The organism is Acidocella facilis ATCC 35904 (assembly GCF_000687875.1).
Lineage (GTDB): Bacteria > Pseudomonadota > Alphaproteobacteria > Acetobacterales > Acetobacteraceae > Acidocella > Acidocella facilis.
Genome location: NZ_JHYG01000001.1, coordinates 315568 through 328995, shown reverse-complemented (window position 1 = coordinate 328995; position 13428 = coordinate 315568). Strand labels below are relative to the sequence as shown.

The 13428-nt window shown below is 65.7% G+C and carries 15 protein-coding genes; 11 read left to right on the top strand and 4 right to left on the bottom strand.

The annotated features are described in order from the left end of the window. Positions 1-35 precede the first annotated feature (35 nt). Entirely contained in the window at positions 36-635 is a 600-nt protein-coding gene (locus T331_RS0101620; RefSeq protein ID WP_026438776.1) for a superoxide dismutase, read from the bottom strand. 50 nt (positions 636-685) lie between these two features. Here T331_RS0101620 and T331_RS0101615 point away from each other — a divergent pair, with 50 nt between their 5' ends. Further along, positions 686-1390: a squalene/phytoene synthase family protein gene (locus T331_RS0101615; protein WP_026438775.1), complete on the top strand. Its 705-nt coding sequence runs from the start codon at positions 686-688 to the stop codon at positions 1388-1390. A 101-nt stretch (positions 1391-1491) separates the two neighbouring features. Here the strand turns inward: T331_RS0101615 and T331_RS0101610 are convergent, their stop codons facing one another. After that, positions 1492-2418: an oxidoreductase gene (locus T331_RS0101610; protein ID WP_026438774.1), complete on the bottom strand. Its 927-nt coding sequence runs from the start codon at positions 2416-2418 to the stop codon at positions 1492-1494. A 16-nt stretch (positions 2419-2434) separates the two neighbouring features. Then, entirely contained in the window at positions 2435-3427 is a 993-nt protein-coding gene (gene hemB, locus T331_RS0101605) for a porphobilinogen synthase (protein ID WP_026438773.1), read from the bottom strand. Between the two features lie 220 nt (positions 3428-3647). Here hemB and T331_RS18980 point away from each other — a divergent pair, with 220 nt between their 5' ends. The 10 genes from T331_RS18980 (at position 3648) to thiL (ending at position 11875) form a co-directional block, all read left to right on the top strand. Next, positions 3648-4745: a tetratricopeptide repeat protein gene (locus T331_RS18980; protein ID WP_026438772.1), complete on the top strand. Its 1098-nt coding sequence runs from the start codon at positions 3648-3650 to the stop codon at positions 4743-4745. Positions 4746-4818: 73 nt separating this feature from the next. Next, complete coding sequence (gene rpiB, locus T331_RS0101595) at positions 4819-5277, top strand: ribose 5-phosphate isomerase B (protein WP_026438771.1); 459 nt, start codon at positions 4819-4821, stop codon at positions 5275-5277. After that, positions 5274-6572 carry a serine hydroxymethyltransferase gene (glyA, locus tag T331_RS0101590; protein ID WP_026438770.1) on the top strand — a complete coding sequence of 433 codons (1299 nt, stop codon included), beginning with the start codon at positions 5274-5276 and terminating at the stop codon, positions 6570-6572. The genes rpiB and glyA overlap by 4 nt, the downstream gene beginning before the upstream one ends. 9 nt (positions 6573-6581) lie before the next feature. Further along, positions 6582-7058, top strand: coding sequence for a transcriptional regulator NrdR (gene nrdR / locus T331_RS0101585; RefSeq protein WP_008493093.1), 477 nt, complete (start codon positions 6582-6584; stop codon positions 7056-7058). Further along, on the top strand, positions 7055-8152 hold the full coding sequence (gene ribD, locus T331_RS0101580; protein ID WP_026438769.1) for a bifunctional diaminohydroxyphosphoribosylaminopyrimidine deaminase/5-amino-6-(5-phosphoribosylamino)uracil reductase RibD: 1098 nt from the start codon (positions 7055-7057) through the stop codon (positions 8150-8152). Before nrdR ends, ribD begins: the two co-directional genes overlap by 4 nt. Positions 8153-8162: 10 nt before the next feature. Continuing rightward, positions 8163-8777 carry a riboflavin synthase gene (locus T331_RS0101575; protein WP_026438768.1) on the top strand — a complete coding sequence of 205 codons (615 nt, stop codon included), beginning with the start codon at positions 8163-8165 and terminating at the stop codon, positions 8775-8777. Between the two features lie 47 nt (positions 8778-8824). After that, on the top strand, positions 8825-9961 hold the full coding sequence (gene ribB / locus T331_RS0101570) for a 3,4-dihydroxy-2-butanone-4-phosphate synthase (protein ID WP_008493090.1): 1137 nt from the start codon (positions 8825-8827) through the stop codon (positions 9959-9961). Between the two features lie 29 nt (positions 9962-9990). Further along, the gene (ribH, locus tag T331_RS0101565; RefSeq protein WP_008493089.1) at positions 9991-10470 is read left to right on the top strand and encodes a 6,7-dimethyl-8-ribityllumazine synthase; all 480 of its coding nucleotides are present in this window, start codon (positions 9991-9993) and stop codon (positions 10468-10470) included. Next, complete coding sequence (nusB, locus tag T331_RS0101560) at positions 10467-10943, top strand: transcription antitermination factor NusB (protein WP_026438767.1); 477 nt, start codon at positions 10467-10469, stop codon at positions 10941-10943. The genes ribH and nusB overlap by 4 nt, the downstream gene beginning before the upstream one ends. Continuing rightward, complete coding sequence (thiL, locus tag T331_RS0101555; RefSeq protein ID WP_035178741.1) at positions 10943-11875, top strand: thiamine-phosphate kinase; 933 nt, start codon at positions 10943-10945, stop codon at positions 11873-11875. Before nusB ends, thiL begins: the two co-directional genes overlap by 1 nt. A 183-nt stretch (positions 11876-12058) precedes the next feature. Here thiL and T331_RS0101550 read toward each other — a convergent pair whose 3' ends face one another. Further along, entirely contained in the window at positions 12059-13294 is a 1236-nt protein-coding gene (locus T331_RS0101550) for a zinc-binding metallopeptidase family protein (RefSeq protein ID WP_026438765.1), read from the bottom strand. Positions 13295-13428: the final 134 nt, after the last annotated feature.

The window sequence follows — 13428 nt, the reverse complement described above, 5'->3', positions numbered from 1 at the left end:
GGGGTGGGGAGCAGGAGCCCCCCACCCTTTTGCAATCAGAGCTGCGCCGCGGCGTATTCGTAATTCGCCAGCTTGTTCAGATAATTGGTGATGTAGTCCGGACGGCGGTTGCGGAAGTCCAGATAGTAGGAGTGCTCCCACACATCCAGGCCCAGCAGCACCTTGCCTTCGCCGGTGGCGAGCGGGTTGGAGCCGTTCGGGGTCTTGGTGACCTTCAGCTTGCCGTCGGAGGCCAGCACCAGCCAGGCCCAGCCGGAGCCGAACTGGCCAACGCCGGCAGCCTTGAAGGCGTCCTTGAAGGCGTCAACGGAGCCGAAATCCTCAACCAGCTTGGTCTCCAGCTTGCCGGGGATCTTGCCGCCGGTCGGCGCCAAATTTTCCCAGAACAGGATATGGTTCCAGTGCTGGCCGGCATTGTTGAAGACCGGCGCCATGTCCGGCTTGTTGTAGGAGAGCTTGACGATCTCCTCGAGGGACTTGCCCTGCAGGTCGGCGTTCTTCTCGACGAAGCCGTTCAGCGCCGTCACATAGGCCTGATGGTGCTTGCCGTGATGCAGCTCCAGGGTTTCCTGGCACATGCCGGCTTCGGCCAGCGCATTGGTGGAATAAGGGAGGGAAGGCAGTTCAAACGCCATTGTGGATTACTCCAATTTGTTTCGCCGCGTCGATTAGCTATGGAGTGATCATGCCTGCGTCAAGCGATGAAAGCCTTTTATCCCGCCTGCGCCGGGCCGATCCGGACCGGCATTTCGCAACCCTCTTTGCCCCGCCTGAGATGCGCGAGAGGCTTTGTCTTTTATATCTTTTCAACCATGAGCTGGCCCGCGCCAGGGAGGTGGCCAGCAATGCCATGCTGGCGCTGATCCGGCTGCAATGGTGGCGGGAGGTGGTGGAGGGCAGTGCCAAGAAACATGAGCTGGCGACACCGCTGCTGGCGGCGATCGAGGCCGGGCTGCTGCCCCGTGACGGGCTGCTGGCGCTGGTGAGCGCGCGCGAGAGCGATGCGGATGATGAAATCCCGGATCTGCCGGCGTTTCTGGCCTATGCGCGCAACACGGGCGGGCGGCTGGCGCGGGTGGCGGGGCAAGTTCTGGGGCAGGATAGTGCCGCGATCGAGGATCTCGGCACCGCCTATGCGATTTCGGGGATTTTGCGGGCGGCGCCGTTTCTGGCCCGCCAGGAGCGTTCGCTGCTGCCGGCGGATGGCACGCCGGTTGCGCGTCTGCGTCAAGAGGCGCTGGGGCTGCTGGCGGCACGGCCGCCACGGGGGGCGTTCGCGGCCTGGGCGCCGGCGGCCTTTGTCAGGCGGGATCTCGGGCGCGATTATGCGCCGCGCGATGTCTGGGACCGGCTGGCGGTGCTGCGGGCGCGGGTACGGGGCAGGGCCTGAAGTTTGCAAAAGTTTTTTGGTGCCGCTTTTTTTCAAAAAAGCGGCGAAAGACGTGGGGAGTTTTGGAAAAAAGCCCCCACACCCCCAAAAACTTCTGATTTTTAAGACGCGGGGCGCAGCGCCTCGCCGGTCAGCCTCTCGGCAATCTCCCACAGACGGCGGCCGGCTTCCGGGTCCAACGCCTGCGGCTCGGATTTCGCCGGGCCGGGCGGGCCCTTGCATTCAAACAGATGGCGCGGCCCATAATAATTTCCCTCACGGGCATAAGGGTCGATGCAGGCCAGGATCAGCGGCCAGGCCCCGGCCTCGCCGGATTGCTGGATGAAGGGGGCGGCGAGTTTCTGCAGCCAGGCGATGCGGCTGCCCGGGCCCGGCCCGTTGGCGACCAGCTCCGTCGCCGCGATACCCGGATGGGCCGCGAGCGAGAGCGCCCCCCAACCCCCGGCGGCGGCGCGCCGGCCCAGCTCATGCGCGAAGATCAGGCAGGCGAGCTTGCTCTGCCGGTAGGCGTTCCAGGGATGGTAGTTGGTTTCGGATTGCAGATCGTCCCAGGCCATCCTGCCCTGGCGATGGGCGATGGAGGACACCTGGATGATGCGCGGGGCGCGCGCCGCCAAAATCGGCTCCAGCAGCAAGGCGGTGAGCAGATAATGGCCGAGGAAATTCACCCCGAATTGCAGCTCGAACCCTTGCGCGGTGGTCTGGCGGGTGGGCGGGGCCATCACCCCAGCATTATTGAGCAGGATATCCAGGCTGCCATGGCGTTCCTTCACCCGCGCGGCGAAATCCCGCACCGCGGCGAAATCCGAAAGGTCCAGCAGCTCCAGCCGGGCGCGGCCGGGGGCAACGGCCTCGATTTGCGCCACCGCCGCCGCCCCGCGCGCAGGGTTGCGGCAGGCGAGGATCACATTCGCCCCGGCCCGGGCCAGCTCAAGGGCGGCATAATAGCCGATGCCGCTATTCGCCCCGGTGACGATGGCCAACCGGTCGTTCAGCTTCGGCATATGGGCGCCGGGCCACAGGCTCATTGATCCCTCCGTTCGGTTAGCCGTGCAGAAGCCTCGCCGCCTGCACCGCATGGTAGGTGAGGATACCGGAACAGCCGGCGCGCTTGAAGCACATCAGCGCCTCCATCATCGCTTTGTCATGGTCGATCCAGCCATTGCGGGCGGCGGCCTCGATCATCGCGTATTCGCCGGAGACCTGATAGGCGAATACCGGTACGCCGAACGCGTCCTTCACCCGGCGGATGATGTCGAGATACGGCATGCCGGGCTTGACCATCACCATATCCGCCCCCTCGGCAATGTCCATCGCCACTTCGCGCAGCGCCTCGTCCGAATTGGCGGGGTTCATCTGGTAGGTTTTCTTATCGCCCTGCAGCGCGCCCTGGTTGCCCAGCGCGTCGCGGAAGGGGCCGTAGAAGGCCGAGGCGTATTTGGCGGCGTAGCTCATGATCCGGGTATGAATGTGGCCGGCGCCATCCAGCGCCTCGCGCAGCGCCTTGATGCGGCCATCCATCATGTCGGAGGGGGCGATGAAATCGATCCCGGCATTGGCCTGGTTCACCGCCTGTTTGGCGAGGATTTCCACGCTCTCGTCATTCACCACATAGCCATCGCGCAGCAGCCCGTCATGGGCGTGGTCGGTATAGGGGTCGAGCGCGACATCGCCGACCAGGGCGAAATCCGGAAACTCCTTTTTCAACAGCATGGCGGCCCGGCAGATCAGGTTGTCCGGGTTCAGCGCCTCGCGGCCCTCGGGGGTTTTCAGCTCAGCCGGGGTGACGGGGAACAGTGCCAGGGCGGGGATGCCCAGCTTCGCCGCCTGCTCCACATGCCTGGCCAGGCCATCCAGCCCGACGCGGAACTGCCCCGGCATCGCCTGCACCTCGACCGGATCGCCGCCGCCGTCGCGGATGAAGATCGGCCAGATCAGATCATCGACGCTGAGGCTGTGCTCGGCCACCAGCCGGCGGGTGGCGGCATCGAAACGGTTGCGGCGCAGCCGCGTCAGGGGGAAATTTTGTCCAAGCATGACAGGCTTGTAGCCCAAAGCGGCGCGGCAGGCGACGGCTGATCGCGCTCATGGCTGGGCTGCGGGCGATGCCAGCACGCAAGGCGATCTGTGGAAAAACGGAGATGCGAAACGGTTTGTTAAAGTTTATGATACGAGTCGTCAGATAAAGCGGATTGTACGGTTCGCGTAAGGGTTGAGTCGACGAGGGTTTGGCGGGCGGGGGTTTGGCGAAGGCGGAATGTCGGACAGCATGATGCAGTATCGCGGGCCGGAGGAGGTGCTGGCCGCTTTGTTCGCCCAGGCTTTCGCAGGTGGCGCCGCGAAATTGCCGGCCGGGCTGAGCCGGGCAGATCTGCGCGCGGCATTGGCGCTGGAGCCCGCCGCCCAGGCGCGGATTTATGAACAGATCAGGCAGCATTTCCGCACCGCGCCGGCGCCTCGGGCGGCGGTTGTGGCGAGGCCGCGCGGCGCCTTCGGGCAGAGGCTGGCGGGCCTGGGCGCGGCGTTGGTCACCGCCTGCCTGGTGCTGGCGACGATCGCGCATCGCCAGCCTGTGACTGCGCCGGTGCTGCACCCCGCGCCGGTGGTGGCGGTGATGCCGACGCGGCTCGCCCCGTTGCCGCCCCCGTCGCCCTTGGCGGTGCCGGTTGAATCCGTGGCCAGTCTGCTGGCGCAGGCGGGGCAGAATGGCGCGGCGCTGGCGCTTCTGCAAAGCCGGGCGGCGACCGGCGAGCAGGACGCCGCCTTCGCGCTGGCCAGCTTGCTGGACCAACGCAAGACCCAGGACGAGATCACCTTGCCGAAGGATGATAAGGCCGCCTTTGGCCTCTATTTACAGGCGGCGCAGGCGGGCAATGTCCAGGCCGAATATGAGGCGGGGCGCTTCTATGAAAGCGGGCGCGGCGGCGTGCGGGATGCGGCTTTGGCCACCGCCTGGTACCGCGCCGCGGCGCTGAGCGGCTACGCCCCGGCGCAAACCAGCCTTGGCCTCGCTTACCAGACCGGCCTTGGCATCGCGCGGGACAATGCCCAGGCGGCACACTGGTTCGCCCGGGCCGCGGCGAAGAATGACCCAGCGGCGCAGACCGATCTCGGTTATCTTTACCTGTACGGCCAGGGTGTGGCGAAGGATCCGCAACGGGCGGTAAACTTGTTCGGCCAGGCGGCGAGCGCGCAATATGGCCCGGCGTTTCTGGCGCTGGGTTATTGCGCCGCGCAGGGGCTGGGCATGGCCCAGGATGTGCCGCAGGCGGCGCGGGATTTCCTGCTCGCCGAGCAGGAGGGCGTGCCCCAGGCCAAGGCCGCCATCGCCATGATCACGCCGTCCAGAAATTGAACCGCCGCGCCGTTGCGGCAGGCATGAAAAAGCAACGGTTTCAACAGCGCGGCGCGCATGGTAAGGGGGCGCCATGACTCGGTCTTTGACAGTGGCGCTCGGCGCCGATCATGGTGGGGTAACCCTGAAGAACCGTCTTGCCGCCGTGCTGATCGAAGCCGGGCACGAGGTGCAGGATTATGGCACGGACGGCCCGGCCTCCGTCGATTATCCGGATTTCGCCCAGGCGGTCTGCGGCGCGGTTACCGAAAAACGTGCCGATTTCGGCATTCTGGTCTGCGGCACCGGCATCGGCATGTCGATCGCGGCCAATCGTCATGCCGGCATTCGCTGCGGGCTGGTGCATGATGTCACCACCGCCCGCCTGACCCGCGCCCATAACGACGCCAATGTGCTGGCGCTGGGCGCGCGCATCATTGGCGAGGAAGTGGCGCTGGATATTCTCGGCGCCTTCCTCTCCACACCTTATGAAGGCGGGCGGCACCAGCGCCGGCTCGACAAACTCAACCAGACGACGGAATCCACGCCATGAACGATCAGAGCCTCGCCCCGCGTTTGCAGCGCTTCTTCAATGCCCCGCTTGCCGAAGTCGACCCGGATGTGGCGGCGATCATCGGCCGCGAGCTGGTGCGTGAGCAGGATGGCATCGAGCTGATCGCCTCCGAGAATATCGTCTCCGCCGCGGTGCTGGCCGCCCAGGGCTCGGTGTTCACCAACAAATATGCCGAGGGCTATCCCGGCAAGCGCTATTATGGCGGCTGCGGCCCCTCCGATGAGGTCGAGACGCTGGCGATTGAGCGCGCCAAGAAGCTGTTCGGCTGTGGCTTTGCCAATGTGCAGGCCAATTCCGGCAGCCAGGCCAACCAGTCCGTGCTGCTGGCGCTGGTGAAGCCGGGTGACACCATCCTGGGCATGTCACTGGCCGCCGGCGGGCATCTCACCCATGGCGCCGCCCCCAACCTGTCGGGCAAATGGTTCAACGCCGTGCAGTACGGCGTGCGCCGTGAGGACGGGCTGCTGGATTATGAGGAGCTGGAGCGCCTGGCCCGCGAGCATAAACCCAAGCTGATCATTGCCGGCGGCTCCGCCTATCCGCGCTTCATCGATTTCGCCCGCATCCGCGCCGTGGCGGATGAGGTCGGCGCCTTCTTCATGGTCGATATGGCGCATTTCGCCGGCCTGGTCGCGGCCGGGATCTATCCGAGCCCGATCCCGCATGCCCATGTCGTCACCACCACCACCCACAAGACCCTGCGCGGTCCGCGTGGCGGCATGGTGCTGACCAATGACGAGGACATCGCCAAGAAGATCAACTCCGCGACCTTCCCCGGCCTGCAGGGCGGCCCGCTGATGCATGTGATCGCCGGCAAGGCGGTGGCGTTCGGCGAGGCGCTGACCCCGGACTTCGTCGCCTACCAGAAGCAGGTTGCGGCGAATGCCAAGGTTCTGGCGGAAACGCTGGTGGAGCAGGGGCTTGCGATCGTCTCCGGCGGCACGGACAGCCATTTGCTGCTGGTCGATCTGCGGCCGAAGAACACCACCGGCAAGGCGGCCGAGGCGAGCCTGGAGCGCGCCCATATTACCGCCAACAAGAACGCCATCCCGTTCGACCCGGCGAAGCCTGCCATCACCTCCGGCATTCGCCTCGGCACCCCGGCGGCGACCACGCGCGGCTTCGGCACCGAGGAGTTCAAGCAGATCGGCATCATGATCGGCGAGGTGCTGGATGGTCTGGCGAAGTCCAATGACGGCAGCAACGACGCGGCGGAAGCGGCGGTGGGGGCGCGGGTGAAGGCGCTCTGCGCGCGCTTCCCGATCTATCGCTAAGCCGCCGCGATGCGCTGCCCGTTCTGCGGCGATGCCGACACCCAGGTGAAGGATAGCCGCCCGACAGATGATAACAGCGCCATCCGGCGCCGGCGTTTCTGTGCGGGATGCGGGCAGCGTTTCACCACCGTGGAGCGCGTGCAGCTGCGCGAGCTCACCGTGGTGAAGGCCGATGGCAAGCGCGTCGCCTTCGACCGCGACAAGCTCGCCCGTTCCATCCGCGTGGCGTTGAACAAGCGCCCGGTGGATGAGGAGCGCCAGGAGCGTATCGTCAACGGCATCGTCCGCAAGCTGGAAGCCAGCGGCGAGGGCGAGGTGAAGAGCGAGGCGATTGGCGAGGCGGTGATGGAAGCGCTGAAGGCGATCGACGCGGTGGCCTATGTGCGCTTCGCGTCGGTTTACAGGGATTTCCGCGAAGCTCGTGATTTTGAAGCTTTTCTAGGCGGTATGGACGGTGCGCCTTTGGCTCAGCCGGACCAGGAATGAGCGACCAGGATTTCATGCGTGCCGCGCTGGCCATGGCCCGGCGCGGATTGGGGCAGACCGCGCCCAACCCGTCGGTTGGTTGCATCATCGTCAAACAGGGCCGGGTGGTCGGGCGGGGCTTTACCTCAGCTGGCGGGCGGCCGCATGCCGAGGTGAACGCGCTGGCCCAGGCCGGCAATGCGGCTCGTGGCGGCACCGCCTATGTCACGCTGGAACCTTGCAACTTTACCGGAAAATCAGGTCCTTGCACGGAGGCGTTGATCCAAGCTGGGATCTCCCGCGTGGTGCTCGGCGCGCAGGATCCGCATCCGAAGGTGAACGGCGCTGGCATCGCCCGGCTGCGCGCGGCTGGCATCAGCGTCTCCGAGGGCGTGCTGGCGGCGGAATGCGAGGCCTCGATCGCCGGTTTCGCCATGGTGCAGCGCCAGGGGCGGCCGTTGCTGCGCCTCAAGCTTGCCAGCTCGCTGGACGGGCGCATCGCCACCGCCAAGGGGGAGGCGAAATGGATCACCGGTGAGCCGGCCCGCCAGGCCGCGCATATGCTGCGCGGCACCCATGACGCGATCATGGTCGGCGTCGGCACCGTGCTGGAGGATGATCCCGAGCTGACCTGCAGGATTGAGGGCTATCGCCGCACGGATCTGGTCCGGGTGGTGGTGGACAGCCATTTGCGCACCCCCTTGCTCTCCAAACTGGTGCGCGGCGCGGCGCGGCATCCGCTCTGGATCTTGCACCGGAACGGCGCGGATAAATTGCGCGCCAAGGCGCTGGTCCAGGCCGGGGTGAAGCTGATCGAATTGCCGGCGGCCAGCATCGGGGTCGATCTGGTCGCGGCGATGAAGGCGCTGGCGCAGAACGGCCTTACCAGCGTGCTGGCCGAGGGCGGCGGCACCTTGGCGGCGGCCTTGCTGCGGGCCAATCTGGTCGATCGTCTCTCCTGGTTTCACGCCCCTTGCGTCATCGGCGGCGACGGGCTGCCCGCCGCCCAGGCCTTCGGCATCGCCAGCCTTGCGCAGATGCCGCGCTTCACCCAGATCTCATCGCGCCGCCTCGGCGCGGATATGCTGACGGATTTCATCCGCCAGCCCGTTTAAGGACCCGATTATGTTTACCGGATTGATCACCGGCGTCGGGCGCATCCGCGCCGTCAGCGCCATCGGCAACGGGCAGGATGCCCGTTTCACCATCGAAACCCCCGCCAACGAGGTCTGGTCCGGGGCGCAGAAGAAGCTGGGCGCCTCCATCGCCTGTTCCGGCGTCTGCCTGACCGTGATCGAGGCTGGGGATGACTGGTTCACCGTCGAGGTCTCGGCCGAGACGCTCTCCAAGACCAATCTCGCCGACTGGCGCGAAGGCACCTTGGTCAATCTCGAAGGTTCGCTGCGGTTGGGCGATGAGCTGGGCGGGCATCTGGTCTCCGGCCATGTCGACGGGCTGGCCGAGGTGATCTCCGCCACCCCGGAAAACGGCTCGGTGCGCTGGCTGTTCGAGCTGCCGGCGGCGCTGGGGCCGTTCGTCGCGGCCAAGGGCAGCATCGCCATCAATGGCGTCTCGCTGACCGTTAACGAGGTCGAGGGACTGCGCTTTGGCGTCAACATCATCCCGCACACCGCCGCGCACACGAATTTCTCTGCCCTGCGCCCTGGTGATAAGGTGAATGTGGAAATCGACATGCTGGCGCGCTATCTCGCCCGTCAGCTAAGCTTTAAGACGAACTAGGCTTATATCCGCCGGCCCCGCGGACCGGTGCGAAAGGATTGCGTATCATGGACGGCTTGAAGACCCTCTCCAGCTCCGGGCTGCATGACTATATCTCCCCGCCGGCGGAGATCATCGAGGAAGCCCGCGCCGGGCGCATCTTCATCCTGGTCGATGACGAGGACCGCGAGAATGAGGGCGATCTGGTCATCCCCGCCCAGTTCGCCACCCCGGATGCGATCAATTTCATGATCAAGCATGCGCGCGGCCTGGTCTGCCTGGCGATGACCAAGTCGCGCTGCGACACGCTCGGCTTGCCCTTGATGACCCAGGCCAATGGCAGCCGACACGAGACCGCCTTCACCATCTCGATCGAGGCGCGCGAGGGCATTTCCACCGGCATTTCCGCGGCCGACCGCGCCCGCACCGTGGCGGTGGCGATCAACCCGGAGTTGGGCCGCGAGGATATCGTCTCGCCCGGCCATATCTTCCCGCTGATGGCCCGCGATGGCGGCACGCTGGTGCGCGCCGGCCATACCGAGGCGGCGGTGGATATCGCCCGCCTCGCCGGTCTGATCCCGGCCGGGGTGATCTGCGAGATCATCAATGATGACGGCACCATGGCCAGGCTGCCGGAGCTGGTGGCCTTCGCCCAGCGCCACAATATCAAGCTCGGCACCATCGCCGACCTGATCGCTTACCGGCGCACCAATGAGCGCCTGGTCAAGCGCGTCGAGCAGGGCAATGTCACCGCCCGCGATGGCGGCGCCTGGAAGATGATCGCCTTCGAGAGCAAGGTGGATGGGGTGGAGCATCTGGCCCTGGTGAAGGGTGATCTCTCCGGCGAAGATCCGGTGCTGGTGCGCATGCACGGCATGGAGCTGATCGGCGATGTGCTGGGCAACGGCCATATGGCGGCCTTGCATGAATCGATGCAGGAGATCGGCAAGGCAGGGCGCGGCGTGGTCGTCATCGTCCGCGATGCGCGGCAGAAGGCGATGTCCACCGGCCTGCGGGCGCTGATCGAGGGCACGCATGGCGGGCGCGATCTGCGTGATTACGGCATCGGCGCGCAGATCCTGCTGGATCTCGGGGTCAAGAACATGATCCTGCTCTCCAACCATAAGCGCAACATCATCGGTCTGGAGGGGTACGGGCTCAACGTGGTTGAGCAGCGCGGCCTCGCCGATTGCGATAATAAGTAATATTTTCAAAGAGTTCAAAGCAGAAATTCATGAGCACAGCCGACGCACCCTTGCCGGTGGCCCCGCAGATTGGCGGCCCGGCACCCCGCATCCTCGTCATCAGCGCGCCCTATTATCGCGACGTGGTGGAGGGCATGCTACACGCCGCCCAGGAGATTTTCGCCCAGGTGAAGGCCGAAGTGGAAATCATTGAAATCGCCGGCGCCTATGAGCTGCCGCAGGCACTCGCCATCGCGGCCGGGGGCAAGGACGGATTTGACGGCTATGTCACGCTCGGCTGCGTGGTGCGTGGCGAGACCGACCATTATGAGTTCGTCTGCGATGCCGCGATGACCGGGATGATCAATGTGGCGGTGAGCCAGCGCCTGGCGCTCGGCACCGGGCTGCTGACCGTGGATACGCTGGCCCAGGCCCATGCCCGCTCGCGCGAGACCGGCGCCAATAAGGGCGCCGAAGCCGCCGTGGCCTGCCTGAAGCAGATCGCGCTGAAGCGCCGGTTCGCCGCATGAGCCGCCCCCGCACCCTCTCGCGCGTCGCCGCCGTGCAGGCGCTGTATCAGTCCGAACATGCCCAGGTGAGTTCGGAGATGGTGATCGACCAGTTCGTGCGCCATCGCCTCGGCCGCCTGCCCTGGCAGGGCGGGCTGGAGGACGGCAAGATGCCGGAGGCGGATGTGCCGCTCTTCACCCGCATCGTGCGCACGGCCACCGAACAGCAGGATGTGGTGGACGGCATGATCGCGCAGGCGCTGCCTGAGAACTGGCCGATGACCCGGCTGGACCCGGTGCTGCGCGCCGCGCTGCGCGCCGGTGGGGCGGAGTTGTGGATGAGCGACGGGCCGCCGGCGAAGGTGGTGATGAACGAATATCTCGACGTCGCGCACGGCTTCTTCTCCGGCGATGAGCCGCGCATGCTCAACGGCGTGCTGGACCGTCTGGCGCATCTGCTGCGCCCGGCCGAGTTCAAGTCCAACGCTGGCTGATGGACGAATTCAGCCGGATCGAAACCTTCTTCGCCCCGCTCGCCGCCGAGGCGGGGCTGAGCCTGAAAGATGACGCCGCCATTCTCGCCCCACCAAAGGGGCGAGAGCTGGTTTTCACCGTCGACCAGATGCTGGAGACGGTGCATTTCTTCTCCGATGACGATCCGGCTTTGATCGCCCGCAAGCTGTTGCGGCGGAATTTGTCCGATCTGGCGGCGATGGGCGCGGTGCCTTTGGGCTATCTGCTGACCACGGCGCTGCCGAAGCGGGTGGATGAGGCCTGGCTGGAAGCCTTCGCCAAGGGGCTGGGGCAGGATCAGGCGGAATTCGGCATCGGGCTGCTGGGGGGCGATTCCTCCTCCACACGCACCGATATCGCGCTGAGCGCCACCTTGATCGGCCATGTCGCGCCGGGCCAGGCGCTGCGGCGTAGCGGGGCCAGGGCAGGTGACGAGATATTCGTGACCGGCACTATTGGCGATGCCATGCTCGGGCTGGAGGTCCGGCGCGGCAAGCTGGCGGACCCGACCGGGTTTCTGCGCCGGCGCTCGGAATTGCCGGACCCGCGCGTGGGGCTGGCGCTGGCGGGGATTGTGAATGCCGCCATCGATATCTCGGACGGTCTGGTGCAGGATCTTGGGCATCTCTGCCGGGCGGGCGGGTTGCGGGCGGTGATCAATGCGCAGCAGGTGCCGGCCTCGGCTGAGGCGGCGGCTTTGGGCGATGCGGTTCTGGAGCAGCGGCTGACCGGCGGCGATGATTATGAGCTGCTGCTGGCGGTGGCACCGGAGAATGAGGCGGCATTGCGGGCGGCCTGCGGCGCGGTGCCGGTTACGCGCATCGGCAGCTTCCAGCCGGGTGAAGGCGTGGTGGTTCTGGATGCCGATGGTGAGCCCATGGCCTTGTCCGGGGCCGGCTGGAAACATTTCTAAAAGTTTTTGGGGGTGTGGGGACTTTTTTCAAAAAGTCCCCACAAACGTCTGGGGTGGTGGCGCCGGCGTTGCCAAAGCCCCAACGTTTTGCAGCCCTTTTTGAAAAAAGGGCTGCACCCTCCGGCGCCTTTCCAACGCTGCTACGCAGCGCCGGAACCTTTGGCGCCTTCGCCCAAAAACTTTTTAAATCATTCCCACGTTGAGCGGCGGGGTCACCGGCACATGCGGCGGTGGCATCGGCGGCGCGTCGGCAGGGGGCTCGTCCACCGGCGGCGGCTCGTCACCATCGGGCGGCGGCTCGTCCCGCTCGGGTGGCGTCCGCGGCAGGATGATCCCCGCCGGCATCGGCCCGGCCGCCGTGGCGCTGCCGCCCACACGCCCATGCACCAGCTCATGGATAAAGCCGAGCTTGCGGATCACTGCTTCGGAAATCACAAACGGGTAGAGATCCTGCTGCCCCATCGAGCGGTTCAGCGAATTCATCGCGAAGGTCAGCGGCAGCCAGGCCTCGATCAGCTGCTCGACGCTCTCCGCCCGGTGCGGGTCGAAATCAATATCCGCATGCAGCAGCTCATTCTCCGTCCGGCGCGGATGGATGCGCAGACCGAAAGCGGTGGCGGTCTCCAGCGTGTCGACGATATGCAGGTAATGCGCCCAGCTCTCCGCGAAATCCTCCCAGGGATGCATGGTGGCGTAGGCGGAGATGTAGCTCTGCGCCCAGTTGGCGGGCGCGCCCTGTTCGTAATGGGCCTGCAGCGCCTGGCCGTAATCGATGCTGTCATCGCCGAACACCGCGCGGCATTCATTTAAGCGCCCGGCATCGCGCACCAGTACGTTCCAGTAATAATGCCCGATTTCATGGCGGAAATGGCCGAGCAAAGTGCGGTAGGGCTCGCCCATCTCGGCACGGAATCTCTCGCGCATCGCGTCATCCGCCTCTTTCAGGTTGATGGTGATCAAGCCTTCATCATGGCCGGTGAGGATGCGTGGGCCGCTCGGCGGGTCGGCCAGGAAATCGAACGCCAGCCCGCTTTGGGGGGCCTCGGCGATGCTCTGCAGGGGCAGGCCCAGGCGCATCAACGTGTAGAACAGCCGGTGCTTGGCGATTTCCATCTTCCGCCAGTCGGCCAGATTTTCCGGCACGGAGAGGTCGGGGATGGTGCGGTTATGCCGGCAGGCGGCGCAGAGGCCATCCTCGGCGTTGTCGCGCACCAGCCAGTTGCAGGCGCCGTACTGGGCATTCTCGCAATAGCGATAGCGAGTCCGGTGGCCCAGCGGGCGCAGCGCGTCATCGTCTGGCGCCAATGTCAGCAGGGTCAGGGTCTCTGAATCGAATCCCAACTGGTGCGCGCAACGCTCGCAGGAGATGTTCTCGAAGAACACCGTCTGGGCGCAGGATTTGCAGGAAAATAGACGCACGAAAATACCCCTCTAACCTTGTTGGGTTCGAAGGGTATTTAGGTGAAGCGGGCGGGATTTCGTGTGAAATCTCCGCCATATCCAAATTATCTGGCAGCCGCGTGGGCTAAGCCAACCCCGGGCGATCGCCCGGG

Bases quoted from the DNA above. Each gene is read 5' to 3' on its own strand.
- T331_RS0101610 (WP_026438774.1), bottom strand. From the start codon at position 2,418: ATGAGCCTGTGGCCCGGCGCCCATATGCCGAAGCTGAACGACCGGTTG.
- thiL (WP_035178741.1), top strand. From the start codon at position 10,943: ATGGACGAATTCAGCCGGATCGAAACCTTCTTCGCCCCGCTCGCCGCC.
- nusB (WP_026438767.1), top strand. From the start codon at position 10,467: ATGAGCCGCCCCCGCACCCTCTCGCGCGTCGCCGCCGTGCAGGCGCTG.
- T331_RS0101620 (WP_026438776.1), bottom strand. From the start codon at position 635: ATGGCGTTTGAACTGCCTTCCCTCCCTTATTCCACCAATGCGCTGGCC.
- T331_RS0101575 (WP_026438768.1), top strand. From the start codon at position 8,163: ATGTTTACCGGATTGATCACCGGCGTCGGGCGCATCCGCGCCGTCAGC.
- hemB (WP_026438773.1), bottom strand. From the start codon at position 3,427: ATGCTTGGACAAAATTTCCCCCTGACGCGGCTGCGCCGCAACCGTTTC.
- ribH (WP_008493089.1), top strand. From the start codon at position 9,991: ATGAGCACAGCCGACGCACCCTTGCCGGTGGCCCCGCAGATTGGCGGC.
- glyA (WP_026438770.1), top strand. From the start codon at position 5,274: ATGAACGATCAGAGCCTCGCCCCGCGTTTGCAGCGCTTCTTCAATGCC.
- ribB (WP_008493090.1), top strand. From the start codon at position 8,825: ATGGACGGCTTGAAGACCCTCTCCAGCTCCGGGCTGCATGACTATATC.
- T331_RS18980 (WP_026438772.1), top strand. From the start codon at position 3,648: ATGTCGGACAGCATGATGCAGTATCGCGGGCCGGAGGAGGTGCTGGCC.
- ribD (WP_026438769.1), top strand. From the start codon at position 7,055: ATGAGCGACCAGGATTTCATGCGTGCCGCGCTGGCCATGGCCCGGCGC.
- nrdR (WP_008493093.1), top strand. From the start codon at position 6,582: ATGCGCTGCCCGTTCTGCGGCGATGCCGACACCCAGGTGAAGGATAGC.
- rpiB (WP_026438771.1), top strand. From the start codon at position 4,819: ATGACTCGGTCTTTGACAGTGGCGCTCGGCGCCGATCATGGTGGGGTA.
- T331_RS0101615 (WP_026438775.1), top strand. From the start codon at position 686: ATGCCTGCGTCAAGCGATGAAAGCCTTTTATCCCGCCTGCGCCGGGCC.